Raw genomic sequence first — 16,522 nt, 5'->3', positions numbered from 1 at the left:
TCAGCCTTCCTCTCGTACGGGCGTCGCCGTCGCCCACACGGCGTCGAAGCTGTCGGCGTAGGTATCGAACATGCCGCCTGTCTCGTGTCGGCGAAGGTGCCATATGGGGGCGGCGTAGGCGTTGACGCCCCAGATGTGGGCGTTGACGAGTTGCTGGTCGTCGGCGCGGTAGAGGGAGTTGTAGAGCGTGGTTTCGTGGGTGCGGACTTCGATGCCGGGGGTGCCGGCGAGCGGCCTGTAGTGCATGAGGGCGAGGCGGCAGCGGGATTCGATGCCGTGGCCGAAGCGCTCCTCCTGGCCGCGGGCTTGGATGTTGTCGCTGTCGGGGTCCCCGATCGCGATGCGGACGGTGCAGCCTTCGGCGGCGCGTTCGCTGAGGAGTTCGTTCAGCCGCGGGTACGCCTCGTGGAGTAAGACGGCCGCGTAGACGAGGATGTCGATCCGTTCCCGGGCCTGGGCCATCAGGTCGGTGAACGCCGAGACAGGGATGTCGGCCCGCTGGTCGTAGAGCGCGACCAGTTCGGGGCTGATGGCGCGGGCGGGGCGGGCTTGGCGGAGCGCCGGCCAGAGTGCGTGCACGTCTTCTCCCAGGGCCTTGGCCGCCTGGAGGGCGGTGGCACGACGTGGGATACGCCCGAGGTTCACCCAGCGCTCGACCGACTTGGGGTCGACCTCGACCTGCTGAGCCGGTTCCACGACCTGAGGCACTCGACCGCCACCCTCCTCCTGGAACAGGGCGTGGAACTCGTCGTCATCAAGGAGCTGTTGGGTCACGCACACATCGGCGTCACCGCCACCGTGTACGCCCACGTCCGCCTCCGCCTCCAGCGCGACGCCATCGACCTCCTCGGCCGCACCCTCGGCAAGTCCTCCGAGGCCGCCACCAACCCCGACGACGGCGACGGCCCGCCGCTTTGTGCAGCACCCGTCCGCTGACGTTGCCGTCAACTACTGCCGTCAAGACGCCATGTAGCCCTCCCCGGAACAGCTCCGGGAAGGGCGACATGGTTTTTCAGATACTTACCTTATGACGCGGAATCTTGAGTTAAGATCGCCTCTCAAATTTCCCAGTTGTTTAGTTCGGCAAACGCCTCGATAGAAGGAGTCAGTTGCACGGAAAATGCGCTTGCTGATACCTGCGCCTGGGTTGCCACCGAGCGTCCAATCACACCTTGAGCGGAATCTTCTGACCCCTGAGAAAGAAGCGCAAGGACCTCACGCTCGGCGTCAATCTCCATTTGCACTAGCAGCCCTGGAGGAGGAGGCTCTTCTCCGTATCTTACAATTACGGGATTTTCTCCTGACAGCTTGAAATCGAGCATGGAGAGCAGTGACCTGAGGGTATTGATAGACATCTCCGCCTTCGGGGCTGAAGGCCTCAAGGAGACGGCAAGAGCATTTCCCACGAGCCCCACCGCCTGAGCCACATAGAACTCTGGGCGATAAGAATCACCCTCGCCGTCCTGAGGTTCCATCTCCAGCCCATCCAACGCCTCGGCGCATTCGTCCTGGACAGACTCGCCAGCAGCTGCCGCCCAAGCAAGCTCAAGCGAGGCATCGACCCACGTCAAGTACTCCGAAGGGCCTAGGGCTCGACAGAAAGTCACCCCCCGTTCCGCGGCTGCAGCACAGATCAGCATCAGCTCAGAGTCCGAAGCGTTCGAAATTGCCTGAATTTCTGACGGAATCTCCATGCCCCTCTAGCCTCCAGTGGCCCAGAAGATTGTGAATGGGGAATTTTGTGCAGCATGACCGCGGATTCCTGCGCCACCCAACGTCACCCCGCGAACGTTCAGCATGGGCGAACAGATGGCAACGCAGAAGTTTCGCGATGCCGCACCGAACACTGCATGCTCATTTGGCCCCAAGCTGTTAAGGATCCCTTCCTCTGCATGTCCAGCCGCCTGCACGAATTCCTCTCCCGGTCGAAGCGTCCACCCGGAAGGCATTGTGCCGCCCCCATTGATTCCGATCCGAGTGGCGAACGTCTTCGTCTGAGAGTTGAAGACACCAATTACCGCCGTGGTGCCCTTCACGTCCGCCATGAAGTAATCATTGCGGGACGCCTGCAACTCTTCCGCACGGTTGAGAGCAAGCATCGCATCGTCTTCAGTTGCAACCCCAGGACCACAGTTGTGAACCAGGACCGGCGTAATCCCTGCCAGCACATAGTACGTGTGGAGGTCGCCGATCGTCAGGTCGTATGTGGTGGTGTGGGCGTGGAAGAGGCGGACGGTGGTGATCTGGGCGGTGCCGGTGGGGGTTTGGAGGAGGTCGCCCTGGTGGAGGTCCTTGGCCTCGACGAAGGCGGACTGGGTCTCGTCGTAGAAGGGGTGGTGGAAGGTGGTGGTGAGGTGGCCGTTCGCCGGCGTCGGGGCGGCCGGGGAGACCGCCGCCACCGGGGCCGTGGCCGGGTGGGAGTCGGCCGCGTGGTGGGTCGCGCCCAGGGCGCCCAGGACCGCCGCGGAGGCCGCGAGGCCGAGGGCCGCGCGCCGGATCACCTTCTTCGCGGCGGACGTCACGGCGTTGGCCGCGACCGGCTTCACCCCGACGTCCACGAAATCGTGGTCCGTCGTCGTCACGATCACCGCGGTGACCTTGTGGCTCTGCGTACCGGAGGCACCCGGCACCGAGTTGACGACGGAGTCGCCCACCTTGATCCGGTCGATGGCCTTGGTGCCGCCGCCCGCCATGAGGACACGGGAGCCGGCCGTGAAGCTGTGGCAGGTCCCGCTGTCGGTGGCCGACTTGGCGGCGCCCGACTCGCCCTGGCGCGCCGCGGTCTGGGTGGCGTCGCCCGCCGCCGCCTCCTCGGCCTCGGTGGCGCCCTTGCCGAACAACCCGCCGACGGCCTCCATCGCCTTGGGGGCGAACTTGCTGAGCACCTTGCCGCCCAGCGACCCGAGCGCCCCGCCGATCGCGCCCGCGACGGCGCCCGTCACGGCGGAGGTCGCGAAGGCGCCCGCGCTGCACGCCGCGCCGCCCGCCTCGGCGCACTTGAAGCCCTGCTCGACCAGTGACCCGGCCGCGCCCGCGACCGCCGCGCAGCCGATGGAGCCGACGCCCGCCGTGACCGCCTCGCAGCCCATGAAGACGGCGGTGGAGACCACGAAGGACGTGATGGCCGCCGCATGGTGCTTGGCGTAGGTGGCCGCGGTTTTCACGGCCTTGACGGTGGCGTGATACGCCGTTCTGGATGCCTTCGCCACCGCCTTGGCGGTCTTCTTCACCGCGTGGACCACGCGTTTCGCGACCTTCTTGACCGCGTGGTAGGCCGAGTGGACGGCGTGCACGGCGGCGTGGACGACGCGTTTCACCTTGCGCGCCGCGTAGTGGTAGACGCGGCGGGTGTAGCGGACGGTGGCGCGGTAGACGTCCCGCACGTGGTGGACGACCCTCTTCACCACGCGCTTGGCGGCGTGCACGACCTTGTGCACGATCGGCGGCGTGTAGTGGTAGTAGGCGTACGAGGCGTAGAAGTTGAAGGAGCTCCAACTGCTGGAGGCGTACGAGGTGGCCGCGTGGTAGGTGCTGCTCACCGCGTGGCTGACGGCGTGGCTCGCCGCGTGCCAGACGCTGCCCAGGCCCCAGTTGCCCGAGGGGTCGGTGCCGTCGAGCGGGTTGTCGCCGACGTACGCGAAGGGGTTGGCCGCCGCCTCGTTCGGCACCGGATTGACGGACGCGGAGTCCTTGTTCATGAAGGTGCCGGTCGCCGGGTTGTACCAGCGTGACGCGGTGCCGACCTTGCCGGTGTCGGCCTCCGTCCAGCCGGACTGGAAGCCGAGGTGGCCGATGAGCCCGTTGTTGGCGGTGACCTTGCCCATCGGGTCGTACGTCGTGGAACCGGCCAGGGTGGTCGCCCCCGGCGCGAAGTTCCCGATGACGTCGTCGTGGCTGTCGGTCAGGGCCAGTTGGCCGGTGCCCGGCGCGGTGCCGCCGTTGATGCCGATCAGCGAGCCGCCGGGATCGTACGTATAGCTGTAGTTGCCGTCCGCGGCGATGGTGTTGTCGGCGCCCGAGTACTGGAAGGCGCGCGAGGACTGGTCGGCCGAGTTGGCGTCGGTGATGTTCCGGCCCGACGCGTCGAGCGTGTACGAGTGCGTGCCCGCGGTGATCTGGTTGTTGTACGCGTCGGTGGAGTAGGCCACTTGGCCGTTGGCGGTGGAGGTGTCCGAGGTCATGGTGCCGCGCGCGGAGTACGCGTAGCTGTGGACGCCGTCCGAGGTGAGCTGGTCGCGGGCGTCGTAGGTGTAGACGTCGGCGCCGACGCGGGTGCGGTTGCCGGAGTCGTCGTAGGAGTAGTTCGTGGTGGCCGTGCCGTTGTTCCACGAGCTGAGGCGGTCGGCCTGGTCGTAGGTGTAGACGTTGTTGGAGGCGCCCGCGACCCCGACGGTGTTCTTCGACGTCAGGTTGCCGTTCCTGTCGTAGCCGTAGGTGATGGCCGACAGTGTGCTGGCGCCCTGCGTCAGGGTGTCGCCGGTGAGGTCGTGCGCGGTGTTGTACGTGAAGGTGCGGGTCTGGCCGCTCGCGCCGTACTTGACCGACGCGGTCTGGTTCAGCGTGTTGTAGCCGTAGGTGAGCGCGGTGCCGGAGGCCGCGTCGTTGAGCGTGGACAGCCGGCCCGCGGTGTCGTAGCCGTAGGAGGTGGTGCCGGCCGCGTCCGAGCGGGTCAGCGGTGAACCGTCGTCGTTGTAGGTGAAGTTGGACGAGCCGCCGGAGCCGCCCGCCGACGTCAGGTCGCCGCGGTCGTCGTAGCTGAACGTCTCGTGGGTGGCGGCCTGGTGGTCCTTGGCGCCGGTGGTGCCCGCCTCCGCGGTGTCGGCGGCGGTCACCTGGTTGTCGTGGTCGTAGGTGAAGCTGCGGGTCGCGGTGGCGGCGTCGGCGCCCTGTCCCGAGGCGGTCTTCAGATTGCCGAGCTGGTCGTACGTCATCGTGTGGGTGACGCCGCCGGGCAGCGTGCTGGAGACCAACTGCCCGTCGAGGTCGTAGACGTTGGTGGTCGTGGAGTCGGCCGCCGAGCCGTACTGGGCGGTGGCCGGCTGCTTCACCGTCTCCTGCTGGCCCCACGGGGTGTATCCGTACAGCCAGGAGTTGTTGCGGCCGTCGGTGAACCGGGTCCTGTTGCCCGCCGCGTCGTACCCGAAGGACGTGGTGATCGAGGTGGTCGCGGTGACCGGCTGGATCTCCTGGGTGACGGTGCCCGCCGCGTCGTACGTGAAGTGGCTGGTGTTGCCGTTCGCGTCCGTGGAGGCGGTGAGGTTGCCGACGCCGTCGTAGACCTGGTGGGTCTGCCTGAGCTGCGTGTTGGCGGCGTCGTACTGGGTGCTCAGCGTCGGGTTGCCCGCGACGTCGAAGTCGGTCTCGGTCCAGGTGTTGTCCGGCTGGATCGTCTTCTGCCGGTTCCCCATGAAGTCGTACGTGTACTTCGTGGTGTTGCCCGCGCCGTCGGTGACCGAGGTGACCTCGCTGGCCCGGTCGTACCCGTAGGTGGTGGTGACCCCGGCGGGCGTCGTGGTCGACGCCAGATTCGCGCCGTACGGATTCCCGGTGGTCACCGCGTACGAGTTGGTGGTGGTCAGCACCCGGTTGGAGGGGAAGCGCTCCAGCGTGGTCGAGGTGACCTGCCGGCCGAGGTAGTCCCAGGTGGCCTGGGTGACGGCCCCGGTGCCGTCCGTCACCGAGAGTTGGTCGCCGTTGGTGTCGTACGTGGTGTGCAGCTTGGTGCCGTCCGGCTCGGTGACCTGCGCGAGGTCGCCGAGCTGGTCGTACAGGAAGCCGGTGGTCTTCCCGCCCGGCGTGGTGGAGGAGATCTGGTTGCCGTCGGAGTCGTACGACCAGGTCGACGTGGCCGCCAGCGGGGCGGACGCGCCCGCCGGGGTGTACGGCGGCAGGGTCTCGGAGACCTTGTTGCCGTTGGCGTCGTAGACCGTGGTGGTCTGGTTGCCGGTCGGATCGACCTCTTCGACGGCCTCGCCGAAGGTGTCGAATCCGCTGGTGGTGACCGGCCGTTGGGTGACCGGCTGGCCGCCGCCGGTCTCGACCTGGACGGCGGGTGCGGTGGTGACCGCCAGATTCCCCGCCTCGTCGTAGGAGTAGTCGGTGGTGAAGTTGTCCGCGTCGGTCATCGACTTCGGCAGCCCGCGCTTGTCGTACGTGTAGCGGGTGGTCTGCTCGGTGGAGGAACCGACGGTGCCGCCGGTACGGCCGTTGCCGTACAGCGTGTTGACCTCGGTGCCGGTCAGCGCGCGCGGGTAGACCTGCACGTTGGAGACCGCGCCGGGCAGGAAGTCGGTCGGCGCGCCGTTGTACTTGCCCGCGCCGATGGTCAGCGGGCCGTTCGCGGACCACGGCGCGGTGTTGGTGCCGCTGCCGGACAGCGCGCCGTTGACGTAGATCTGGCTGGCGCCGTTGGCGACGTTGTACACGCCGACCACGTGCGTCCAGGTGTTGGTCTTGGGCACGGCGGTGGAGTACGCGGACGGGAAGGTCGGCGCGGCCGTGTCGGCGCTGGTCTGCTCCATGCTCCACAGCGGCGCGCTGGTGTGCGCGTAGTTGTACTGGAGGTAGAAGGCGCTGGCCGTGGTGCCGCCCTGGGCGACGATCGTCGCGTTGTGGGTCGGCAGCGACGCCATGTTGACCCAGGCGGAGACGGTGTAGGACCCGGCGGTGTTGAGCACCGGGCCGTTGGTGGCGATCTGCTGGCCGGAGGTGCCCGCGAAGGTCGCCGCGTCGCCGCCCCAGGTGACGCCCGAGGCGGCGCCGGTGTAGCCGCTGCCCGAGGTGTCGGTGACGGTGGAGCCGGTGGTCTGGTCGAGCTTCCACCAGGCGGAGGGGTGTCCCGAGGCGTCGCCGTGCAGCGTCTCGGTCAGGGTGTTGCCCGCCGCGTCGTAGGTGGAGGAGGTGGTGCGGTCGAAGCCCGAGGAGTCGTGCTCGTTCTGGGTGGCGACCTGGTCGTCCGGGGTGAAGGACACGCTGGTCACCCGGTCGACGCCGGTCGGGTCCACGGTGGTGCTCGTGGTCCTGGAGGCCGCGTCCACCGTGAAGTTGACGACCGTCTGCCCGTTGTCGGTGGTCTGCGACAACTGGTTCCCGGCCGCGTCGTACGTGGTGGTCTGGAGCACCGTCGAGGCCGTGCCGTCGGCGCTCTTCTTGGTCGCGGTGACCGCCAGGCCGTTGTCGGTGTAGGTGTACGACGTCGTGGCGCCCATCGAGTCGGTCACCGACGCCAGCCGGCCCGCCGGGTCGTACGCCCGCGAGGACTCCGTCAGCGTGGTGGCGGCCTGCGGGCTGACCGGGTCGCCGGTGTACTGGAGCGTCTGGGTCAGCAGGTGCCCGTTGTCGTCGTACGTGTAGTTGGTGACCGTGCCCGACTTGGACACTTCCTGCGTCTTGTTGCCCGACGTGTCGTACGTGTACGTCGTCGTCCCGCCGTTGGCGCCGCCCGCGTTGGCGTTGGCGTCGGTCTGGGTGAGGACGTGGTCGTACGCGTCGTAGGTCTGGGTCTCGGTCCGGGGCGCGTCGCCGCCGCTGAGGTCCTTGACCGTCTGCGAGGTGATGTCGCCGTCGGCGTCGAAGACCGTGGTGGTGGCCGCCGCGTGGGTGGCGCCGGTGACCCGGTCGGTGAGCTGCGGGTCGTCCTCCTCGGTGATCTGCCCGGCCTTGTCGTACGTGTAGGACGTGGTCAGACCGGCGGGGTAGGTGTCGGAGACGGCCTTCTTGGTGAGCACCTGCCCGAGGCCGTCGTAGGTGTAGCTGGTGACCAGGCCCACCGCGTCGGTGGAGGAGGCCACGTCGCCGTTGTGGAAGTAGGACACGGAGTTGACCGCGCCGCCGGGCGAGACCGACCGCACCGGCAGGCCCTTGGGCACGTTCCCGCTGTCGGCGGCGGGGTAGGTGGCGGTGCCGTCGCTGAACACGGTGGTCGAGGCGCGCCCGTTGGGGAAGCCCGCGACCGGCGGTCCGGTCACCGCGGTCTCGTCGCCGAACGCGTCGTAGGTGTACGAGGTCAGGTACGTGGGGTCGGTCGCCGAGGAGGAGCGGCCGTCCCGCTCGGTGAGCAGCACGTCGTTGCGCGGGTCGGCGGTGGTGAGCTGTTCCGTCGTGTCGTCGGGGAAGTACGTGTAGTACTCGGTGGAGCAGACCTTGGCCGCCTGATTCTGGCAGGTGGTCGAGGAGACGACGTTGCCGCGGACGTCGTGGCCGGTGACGGTCATCGCGCCGTTGGGGTCGGTGACCGTGTGCTCGTAGCCGCCGGTGTCGTAGCCGAAGCTGGTCCTGTTGCCGAGGCCGTCGGTCTCGGTGAGCTGGCGTTCGTTGTTGACGACGTCGTAGGTGTACGTCGTCACCTTGTTCGCCGGGGAGGTGACCTTGACGGTCTCCACCGGCAGCAGGCCGGTGGAGTTCTTGCCCGCCTGGAAGTGGCTCTCGGCGTCCTGCGCGGTCAGCGCGGTGCGGTAGGTGGCGACGTCGGCGAGCGTGCCGTTGAAGTAGGCGACGGTGCCGTTGGTCAGGCCGGTCCAGCCGGAGCCGGTGGTGCCCGCGCCGATGTAGGCGGTGGTCCTGGCGCTGTTGGACAGCGCGGCCGTGGCCGTCTTGGTCGCGGCCTGCGCGCCGTCGAGGTACAGGGTCTGGCTGGTGGCTCCGGCGCTGAGCAGCACATGGTGCCACTTGCCGTCGGTGACGGTGCCCGTGGTGCCCATCTGCACCGAGCCGGACGTGGTGTAGAAGCCGCCGTAGAGCTTGCCGTCGCTGCCGATCCACAGTTGCGGTGTCGTGGAGGACACGGTCGAACCGATCGCGCCGCTCTGCGTGTTGAGCAGGATCGCGCCGCCGTGGGTGGTGCTGAACCACAGTTCGGCCGAGGCCGCGGTGTCCCCGGTCACGGTGTCGGGCACCTTCACCCAGGAGCTGGTCCCGTTGAACGTGGCGGCCTTCTGGTCGCTGAACGGCCCGGTCGCGCCGAGCGTCACCGCGTTGTACGTACCGGTCCCGCCGCGCGTCTCGTCCAGCGCCGTGGTGGCGCCCGCGGGTTCGCCCAGCAGGAAGTACGTGGCGGGCGCGCCGCCGAGCACCGCGCCGCGGTAGGTCTGGCTGGAGCCGGTGACGGTCGGCGCGCCGAGCTTCCAGACGCCGCCGTTCTCGTCGGTGAGCTGGGTCAGCGCCGTGGTCGCCGGGTCGTACGTCATCGCGTGGTACGTCTTGGCGGACGGCCGGGTGACCGTGCTCAGCAGGCTCGCGGCGTGGGTGCCGTAGGTGCGCAGCGCGCTCGCGTCGGCGGCGACCAGCGGGCGGTCGTACCAGGCGGCGTCGGCGATCGCGCCGTTGAAGTACGTCGCGTAGCCGGTCTTGTCGGTGGTGCTGGAGTGCGGCTGGTCGGGCCAGGCCCCGCCGAGGAAGCCCGCGCCCAGGGTGTTGTACGGCTGGTTCTTGCCGAAGGCGATGCCGGGCTGGATGGAGATCGAGCCGGACACCGAGCCGACCTTGGCGCCGTCCAGGAAGAGCGTCTGGCTGTTGCCCGCGGCGGACAGCACCATGTGGTGCCACTTGCCGTCGGCGACCGAGGCGGTGGTGCTGATCGGCGCGATGCCGCCGCTGTACCAGAATTCGGCCTTCAGTTTGCCGTCGGTGCCGACGTAGGCGGCCGGGGTGTAGCCGCCGGGCGAGTCGCCCGCGGTGACCGGCTGCGAGGCGTAGGAGTAGAGCACGCCGGGCCCGGCGGAGGTCTTGAACCACAGCGACAGGGCGCCGGAGTCGGTGTTGTTGCCCATGTCGAACGGGAGCGTGGCGTACGAGCTGGTGCCGTTGAACCCGATGGCGGTGGCGGCCGACCCGGTGAGCGGGCCCGCCTGGCCGTAGGTGACGCCGCTGTACGCGAGGTTCTTGGTGCCCTGGTTGGCGAGGACCGCGTCCTTGCCGACGGTGCCCGACGCCTCGGACATCGGCCACACCGCCCGCGGGTCGAGGTCGAGCGCGGCGTTCTGGTACTGCGATCCCGCGGTGTAGTTGTACGCGGTGCACTGCGTGCTGGAGATCGGCGAACAGACCTTCGTGAGCTGGTCGTTGGTGTAGCCGTACGTCCAGGTCTGCGCGGAGTTCGGGTCGGCCGCGGTGACCGGGTCGGTGACGACGGTGGCGACGTGCGCGGCGCTCGCGCCGGTGGGTGTCTGCCAGGTCAGGTGCAGGGCGCGGGCGGAGGTCACCGAGGTCATGGTGGTGACGTGGCCGCTGGTCCAGGTGAAGGTGACGGCGCGGCCGTTGGCGTCGGTGACCGAGGTGATGCCGTACGCGCCGGAGCCCAGCGACTGGGTGAAGGCGTAGACGGTGGCGTTCTTGTCGGTCAGCGTGTAGCCGCCGGTGACGGCCTTGAAGGTGGCGAAGCGGCCCGCGGGCGGCGAGTAGCTGCCGTCGCCGTTCTTGCCGAAGCCGACCTGGGAGCCGTCCGGGTAGGTGACGACGTTGGAGACGACGGCGCCCGCCGGGTTGTACTGCTCGGTGGCGCGGGCGTCGAAGATGCTCGACCAGCCCGCGCCGAACGCCCCGGTCCAGCGCGGGTCACGGGAGTTGTAGTCGCGGTCGACGTCGAGGCTCGGTCCGACGGTGGAGACGGTCGCGTCGGTGTCGGAGGTGGTGTAGTTGCCGATCGACGGGTCGTAGCCGTGGTCGCTGCTGTTCTGGGACAGCCCCGAGGTGATCAGCGGCTGCGGGACCTGGATCGCCATCTGGTACCAGGTGGCGCCGGAGTACAGCCCCGCGTCCTGCGACTGCACCGTCCAGGAGTAGCTCTGGCCCCACTTGAGCTTGCCCGCCGGGACCGTCCAGGAGCCGGTGGTGAGCAGTCCGGAGTCGACGACCTTGGTGTTGGTGTTGTCGTAGATCTGGAAGTCGTACTTGGTGGTGGTGTTCGCCTGCGAGTTGGCGCCGCCGGACCAGGCGGTCAGTTGGGGGGTGGTGGTGTACTCCACCTCGTTGTCGTTGGGGTACTGCTGGTAGACCTGCGGCGGGGTGGTGCCGGTGTACGTGACGTCGATGTACGGGCCCTTGCCCGCGTCGGCGAAGGAGCCGAACTGCTTCCAGTGCAGGGCGTCGGTGGTGGCCGCGTAGACCGCGAGGCCGTAGTCGGGGGTGGTGCCGTTCATCCAGCCCTGGATGGAGGCGGTGGTGAGCGGCACCTCCACCGCGTTGCCCTTGGTGGGGTCGGCGGCGGTGTTGGCGCAGGCGATGGGGACGCTGGGCGTGAGGTTGCCGATGGACGCGCCGTGCGAGGGGCCGGGGTAGGTGGTGACGCCGGTCGGGGTCCACGGCGCGGTGATCAGCGCGACGTCGAAGCGCTCGGCGGTGCAGGTGGAGGCCCAGGTCTCGAACAGGTGCAGCGACGCGGCGGTCACGGTGACCTTGGAGCCGTCCCAGCCGCCGTACCAGTGGTTGACGAAGGTGTTGGCGGAGTGCGTGCCGGAGTCGTACGAGCCGATCTTGACGGTCTGCTCGAAGGAGTGGTCGCCCGCGGGGTTGCCGGACTCGGCGTAGGTGGTGGTCCAGCCGTCGACGATGCTGGGGTCGACGGTGACGGGGAAGACCCGCGCGGGGTCGTGCAGCCACGCCGGGTCGAGGGTGACCTTCAGGGCGGTGCCGCCGTGGTCGGCGACCAGCCGGTAGTCGACCGCGTAGGTCGTCGTCGGCTCGCCGGAGCGGCGGTCGACCTTGGAGTCGTAGGCGTAGGCGCGCGGTATCCGGGCGGTCACCTTGCCCGCGGCGTCGCGCAGTTCGACCGAGCCGTCCTTGACCTGGACGGGGGTCAGGCCCTGGAGCCTGAGCGGGAAGAGCCAGGAGTTGGCGGCGCTCGCCGCGTGCAGGACGACGGCTTCCTTGACGCCGGTCGCGGACGGGGCGACGACCAGGTCGGTGCGCGGCAGGGCGTCCGGGTACGTGACCCGGTCGCCCGACACGGCGGCGGTGACGTCGGCCGCGCCGGACAGGCCGTACGCGACGGAGTGCGCGGCGTCGGTGCGCAAGGTGGCGAGGTCCGGCGCGGAGGAGCGCGGCGCGAAGTCGACGCCGAGGGAGTTGGCCGCCTCGTGGAGGCGGCCGTCGGCCCGGCGGTGCACGCTGGTGTCGATCGGCTGCCAGGCGCCGTGCGCGTCCCGGTAGTTGACCGGCGTCTGCGACACGCGGCGGGTGTGCGTGCCGTCCGCGTTGTCGAACACCGTGACGGTGTCGGTCGACTTCGCCGCGTTCCGCTTGCTGGTGCGGGCGGAGTAGCCGCCGACGACACCGCTGCGGCCGGACGTGGACGCCTTGCGGAACGGGTGGTAGGCGTCGAGTTCGCCGGGCGCCTTGCCGGGCTTGTGCCCCGCGCCGACGTGCGCGCGGGTGGAGTCCGCGGTCGCCCGGTGGCTGTGCCCGGCGGCGGTGCCGCTCTCCTGCTGCGGCACGCGCCCCCAGTGCGGGTGCTTCAGCCACGCGGTGAGCGAGGCGAGGCTGGGCATCGACAGCGCGGGCAGGGTCGCCCCGTCCGCCGCCGCCTGCTCCGTGGTCAGCACCAGTGCCAGCGCGATCAGCGACAGCATCGCGGTGGCACGCAGCCACCGGCGACGGAGGGTTGTTCTCCGGGACGAACGACGGGCGAAGGATGCGCGCACGGCACAGGCTCCTGACAGGATCGACACAGAAAACTTGCCGATCGTGACCGTTTTCCTCACCCGCGGATAGATCGTGGGGACGATCCGGGGACACTCTTTGCCTGTACATCATCAAGCGCGGCGACTTGTGACCCCTGTCCCGGTTCGTTCCGGGAACGATCTTTACGATGGAGGGGTTTGGTCCGCCTTTCGCCCTGCTTTTGGGCAAGAGAGGTCAAGCCCGCGCGGGCCTCCCGGCGGACCCCCTCAACGACGTCTCAGCGACGTCTCAGCGACGTCTCAACGACCCCTCAACGACGTCTCAGCGACGCCTCAGTGACGCAGCGCGTCGGTCACGGCGGCCTCGACCGCCTTGCGCGTGCTCGCGGCGGAGCCCCCGGGCACGGCGGTGACATTCGCACCGGGCGCGTCAGCCGTACCGCCCGTACCGCCCGCCTTCTCCCCCACGGCCTTCTCCCCCACGACGACGAAGCGCGTGCCGGGGAATTTCGGTCCCGCCGCCGGGACCGCGCCGTCGGGGCCCGCGCCGACCGTCAGGACGACCGTGCACTTGCGGTCGGCCAGGGTCGCCAGATAAGGCCCGGCCGCCGCCGCGCTCTGCTCCCCCGCCATCGCCAGATAGCTGACCTTCGCGTGCGTCCCGGCCGAGGCGTCCCGCATCCCCGCCCACACCGGCGCCACCGCCGGGTCCGCCAGACCGCGCTCCCCGGTGAGCAGACACGCCTGCTGGTCGGTGTACGTACGCGCCCGGGCCGGCGGCAGGGCCCGCTCCTTGCCGGGGCCGGAGGACGTCAGGACCAGGGCGGTCACGGTGGCGGCCACCGCCACGGCCGCGGCGCCCGCGAGGAGTATCCAGAGCCGATGCGCGTTCGTCCACGTTTTCACGGCGGGCAGCATATGCGGCGCGGGCCGCCGGGACAGCGGCGGCCGAGGGGTATCTTTCTCGCGGTGAAGCACCGCATAACGGTGCATACAGGACGGACACCGCGGGGCCGCGCCGGTCCGCCGGGAGCGGCGGGCCCGTGGTGCCGGGACGCGAGTGGCGGAGGTGAGTGGGGATGGCGGGTTCAGGAGTGCCCCCGGCACAGCCGCGTCCCGTATCTTTTCCGGCAGACCCCGACCCAGCTTCCGCGGGAGGACCGACGATGGACAGGGCCGAGGCCGTCATACCGGCGCAGGACACCAGAGCCGCCGCGCCCGGCGGCACCACGGTCGACGACGCGCCGACGACCGGCTTCAGGCTCGGCGGCATCGGGCCGCGCGTCGACCCGTATCTGCTGGCCACCGTCTTCTTCGCGGCGTTCCTCGCGCTGTCGGTCACCCGCTACCGGCGGATGCTCACGATGTCCTGGGACCTGGGCATCTTCGAGCAGGCGGTCGGCTCCTACGCGCACTTCCACGCGCCGGTCGCCGACCTCAAGGGCCCCGGCTTCAACATCCTCGGTGACCACTTCAGTCCGATCACCGCCCTGATCGCCCCCTTCTACCGGGTGTTCCCGAGCCCGGTGACGCTGCTGGTCGCGCAGGCGCTGCTGTTCGCGCTGTCGATCGTGCCCGTGACCCGGGGCGCCGCCCATCTGCTGGGCCGCGGGCGCGGACTGGCCGTCGGCGTGGCGTACGGGCTGTCGTGGGGCGTGCAGCGGGCGGTCGAGTTCGACTTCCACGAGATCGCCTTCGCGATGCCGCTGCTGGCGTTCTCGCTGGAGGCGGTGCTGCGCAGGAAGTGGGCGCCGGCGATGTGGTGGGCGCTGCCGCTGATCTTCGTCAAGGAGGACATGGGCGTCACGGCCGCCGCGATCGGCGCGATCGTGTGGCTGCGGACCCGCAAGGAGACCGAGCCGGACGCCGGGTCCGAGGCCATGTCCGGGGCGCCGTCAGGGGCGGGGTCGGTCGGCGGGTCCGGGACAGTCGGCGGGTCCGGGTCCGCGCGGGGCGAGGACGTCGTCCCGGCGCCGCGCGCCGACGGCGGCGAGACCCCGGAGGCCCCGGAGGCCGACGGGAGCGGGACGCGGGCCGAGGAGCCGCCGCGGCTCAGCGACGGCATGCGGTACGGGCCGTACGCGCTGGGGCTGGTCAGCCTCGGGGTGCTGGCCTCCGCGCTCGCCTTCGCGGTGATCATCCCGGCGTTCAACAGCGCGGGCGGATACGACTACTGGAACAAGCTGAACGGCAACGGGGCGCCGATGCCGGGGCACATCCCGTTCGGCACCGCCGTGCACACCCTGCTGTGGATCCTGCTGCCGACCACCGGCCTGCTCGCGCTGCGTTCGCCGCTGCTGCTGGCCGCGCTGCCGACCATCGGCTGGCGGTTCATCTCGCACGACGACCACTACTGGGGCACCGACTGGCACTACAGCGCGGTGCTGATGCCGGTGGTCTTCCTCGCCCTCGTGGACGCGGCGGCGCTCTCCCGCAGGAGCCCGCGGCCCTGGCTGCGCTCGTACGCCTCGGGGCTGCCCGCGGCGGCGGCGGGCGCCGCGCTGGCGCTCACCTTGACGATGCCGCTGGCCTCGCTCAGCCACTCCGACACCTACAAGGTCGACGCGCACACCAAGGCCGTGGAGAAGCTGCTCGAGACGGTGCCCAGCGGCTCCTCGGTGGAGGCGAACGTCGGGCCGATCAGCCGTCTCGTCCACCGGACCACGGTGTACTGGGTCGGCGACACGCAGGGCATCAGCCCGGACTACATCGTGATCGACAACTCCTCCGGCTGGGTGCCCGATCCGCTCACCTACGCCAAGCAGCTCCACCCGAACGCCGAATATCAGCAGATCGTCAACGCCGAGGGCTATGTGATCATGCACCGGACGAGCCCGCCGAACGGCTAGGGCCGGGCGCGTCGGGCGCAGCGGGACCGGCTCAGGCCGTCGGGTAGTCGACGTAGGCGAAGCGGCGGCTGTCCGGGGCCCAGCTGTTGACGTTGAGGCTGCCCTGGCCGCCGGGGAAGGCCAGGACGTCACGCGGGGCGCCGCCGTCCGGGTCCATGACGCGCAGGACGACGTCGCGGTCGGCCGGGTGCCCCTCGGTGCCGGGCGGGAAGCTGATGTAGAGGACGTGTCGTCCATCGGGTGACAGGTGCGGAAACCAGTTGACGCGCGCGTCCGAGGTGAGCCGCGTCAACTCGGTGCCGTCCGGCCGCATCCGGAAGAGCTGGGCGTGGCCGGGGACGGTCGCGCCGTGCTCGGAGTTGAAGTAGATCCAGGCGCCGTCTGGGCTGAACTCCGGGCCGTCCGCGGGAGCGGGAGAGTCCGTCAGCCGGGTGTCGGGGCCGCCGGCCGCGGGGACGGTGAAGATGTTGCGGTAGCCCCACTCGTCGCCGCCGTACGGCTCGACGCCCACGTACGCCAGCGTGCGGCCGTCGGGCGAGACGCCGTGCAGGAAGTGCCGGAAGGGTCCGGGGCCGCGGTCGTTGGTGACCCGGCGCGCGGGTCCGCCCTCGAACGGCACGGCGTGGATGTGCCCGTCGCCCGCCGACAGATAGACCGTGCCGCCGTCCGGCGAGAGCACATGGTCGTTGTTGGCGTCCGTGATGCCGCCGGTGTCGATGACCTCGGGCGCCCCGCCGCCGGGGGCGATCCGCAGCAGCAGCCCGTCCTGGTTGAAGACCAGCCAGCGGCCGTCCGGCGACCAGTTCGGCGCCTCCAGCGCGCTGTCCGCCGTCTCGTACACCAGGCGCGGCTCGCCGCCGTCGATGTCCCCGACCAGCAGCCGCGCGCGCTGTCCCGCCGCCAGCGGCCGTACGTTCGTCCCCGCTCCGGTGATCGTCACAGCCGCTCACACTAACGCGCCCCGCTCGTGGTGAGCGGGGCGCGTCGGATGAAGCGTGCGTACGGGCTGGGCCCGTACGGCCTTACCTGTGTACGGCCTTGCGTGCGTACGGCCTTGCG

Annotated in this window: 7 protein-coding genes; 2 read left to right on the top strand and 5 right to left on the bottom strand. The window is 69.9% G+C overall.

Annotated features, from left to right (window positions below):
* Entirely contained in the window at positions 1–708 is a 708-nt protein-coding gene (locus ACIQCJ_RS05715; protein WP_401310278.1) for an XRE family transcriptional regulator, read from the bottom strand.
* Positions 709–738: 30 nt separating this feature from the next.
* On the opposite strand from ACIQCJ_RS05715, the gene ACIQCJ_RS05710 reads away from it, so the two are divergent.
* The gene (locus ACIQCJ_RS05710) at positions 739–936 is read left to right on the top strand and encodes a hypothetical protein (RefSeq protein WP_401310281.1); all 198 of its coding nucleotides are present in this window, start codon (positions 739–741) and stop codon (positions 934–936) included.
* Positions 937–1,058: 122 nt separating this feature from the next.
* On the opposite strand, the gene ACIQCJ_RS05705 is transcribed toward ACIQCJ_RS05710, so the two are convergent.
* From ACIQCJ_RS05705 to ACIQCJ_RS05695, 3 genes are all read right to left on the bottom strand, one after another.
* The gene (locus ACIQCJ_RS05705; RefSeq protein ID WP_401716143.1) at positions 1,059–1,694 is read right to left on the bottom strand and encodes a hypothetical protein; all 636 of its coding nucleotides are present in this window, start codon (positions 1,692–1,694) and stop codon (positions 1,059–1,061) included.
* A 6-nt stretch (positions 1,695–1,700) separates the two neighbouring features.
* Positions 1,701–12,635 carry a LamG-like jellyroll fold domain-containing protein gene (locus ACIQCJ_RS05700; protein WP_402710784.1) on the bottom strand — a complete coding sequence of 3,645 codons (10,935 nt, stop codon included), beginning with the start codon at positions 12,633–12,635 and terminating at the stop codon, positions 1,701–1,703.
* Between the two features lie 312 nt (positions 12,636–12,947).
* Positions 12,948–13,520: a hypothetical protein gene (locus tag ACIQCJ_RS05695; protein ID WP_402710783.1), complete on the bottom strand. Its 573-nt coding sequence runs from the start codon at positions 13,518–13,520 to the stop codon at positions 12,948–12,950.
* A gap of 260 nt (positions 13,521–13,780) precedes the next feature.
* Here ACIQCJ_RS05695 and ACIQCJ_RS05690 point away from each other — a divergent pair, with 260 nt between their 5' ends.
* Positions 13,781–15,463: a DUF2079 domain-containing protein gene (locus tag ACIQCJ_RS05690; RefSeq protein WP_402710782.1), complete on the top strand. Its 1,683-nt coding sequence runs from the start codon at positions 13,781–13,783 to the stop codon at positions 15,461–15,463.
* A gap of 31 nt (positions 15,464–15,494) precedes the next feature.
* On the opposite strand, the gene ACIQCJ_RS05685 is transcribed toward ACIQCJ_RS05690, so the two are convergent.
* Complete coding sequence (locus ACIQCJ_RS05685; protein ID WP_355346866.1) at positions 15,495–16,403, bottom strand: hypothetical protein; 909 nt, start codon at positions 16,401–16,403, stop codon at positions 15,495–15,497.
* Positions 16,404–16,522: the final 119 nt, after the last annotated feature.

This window comes from Streptomyces sp. NPDC093221 (assembly GCF_044753885.1).
GTDB lineage: Bacteria > Actinomycetota > Actinomycetes > Streptomycetales > Streptomycetaceae > Actinacidiphila.
This window is presented reverse-complemented; position numbering and strand designations above follow the sequence as displayed.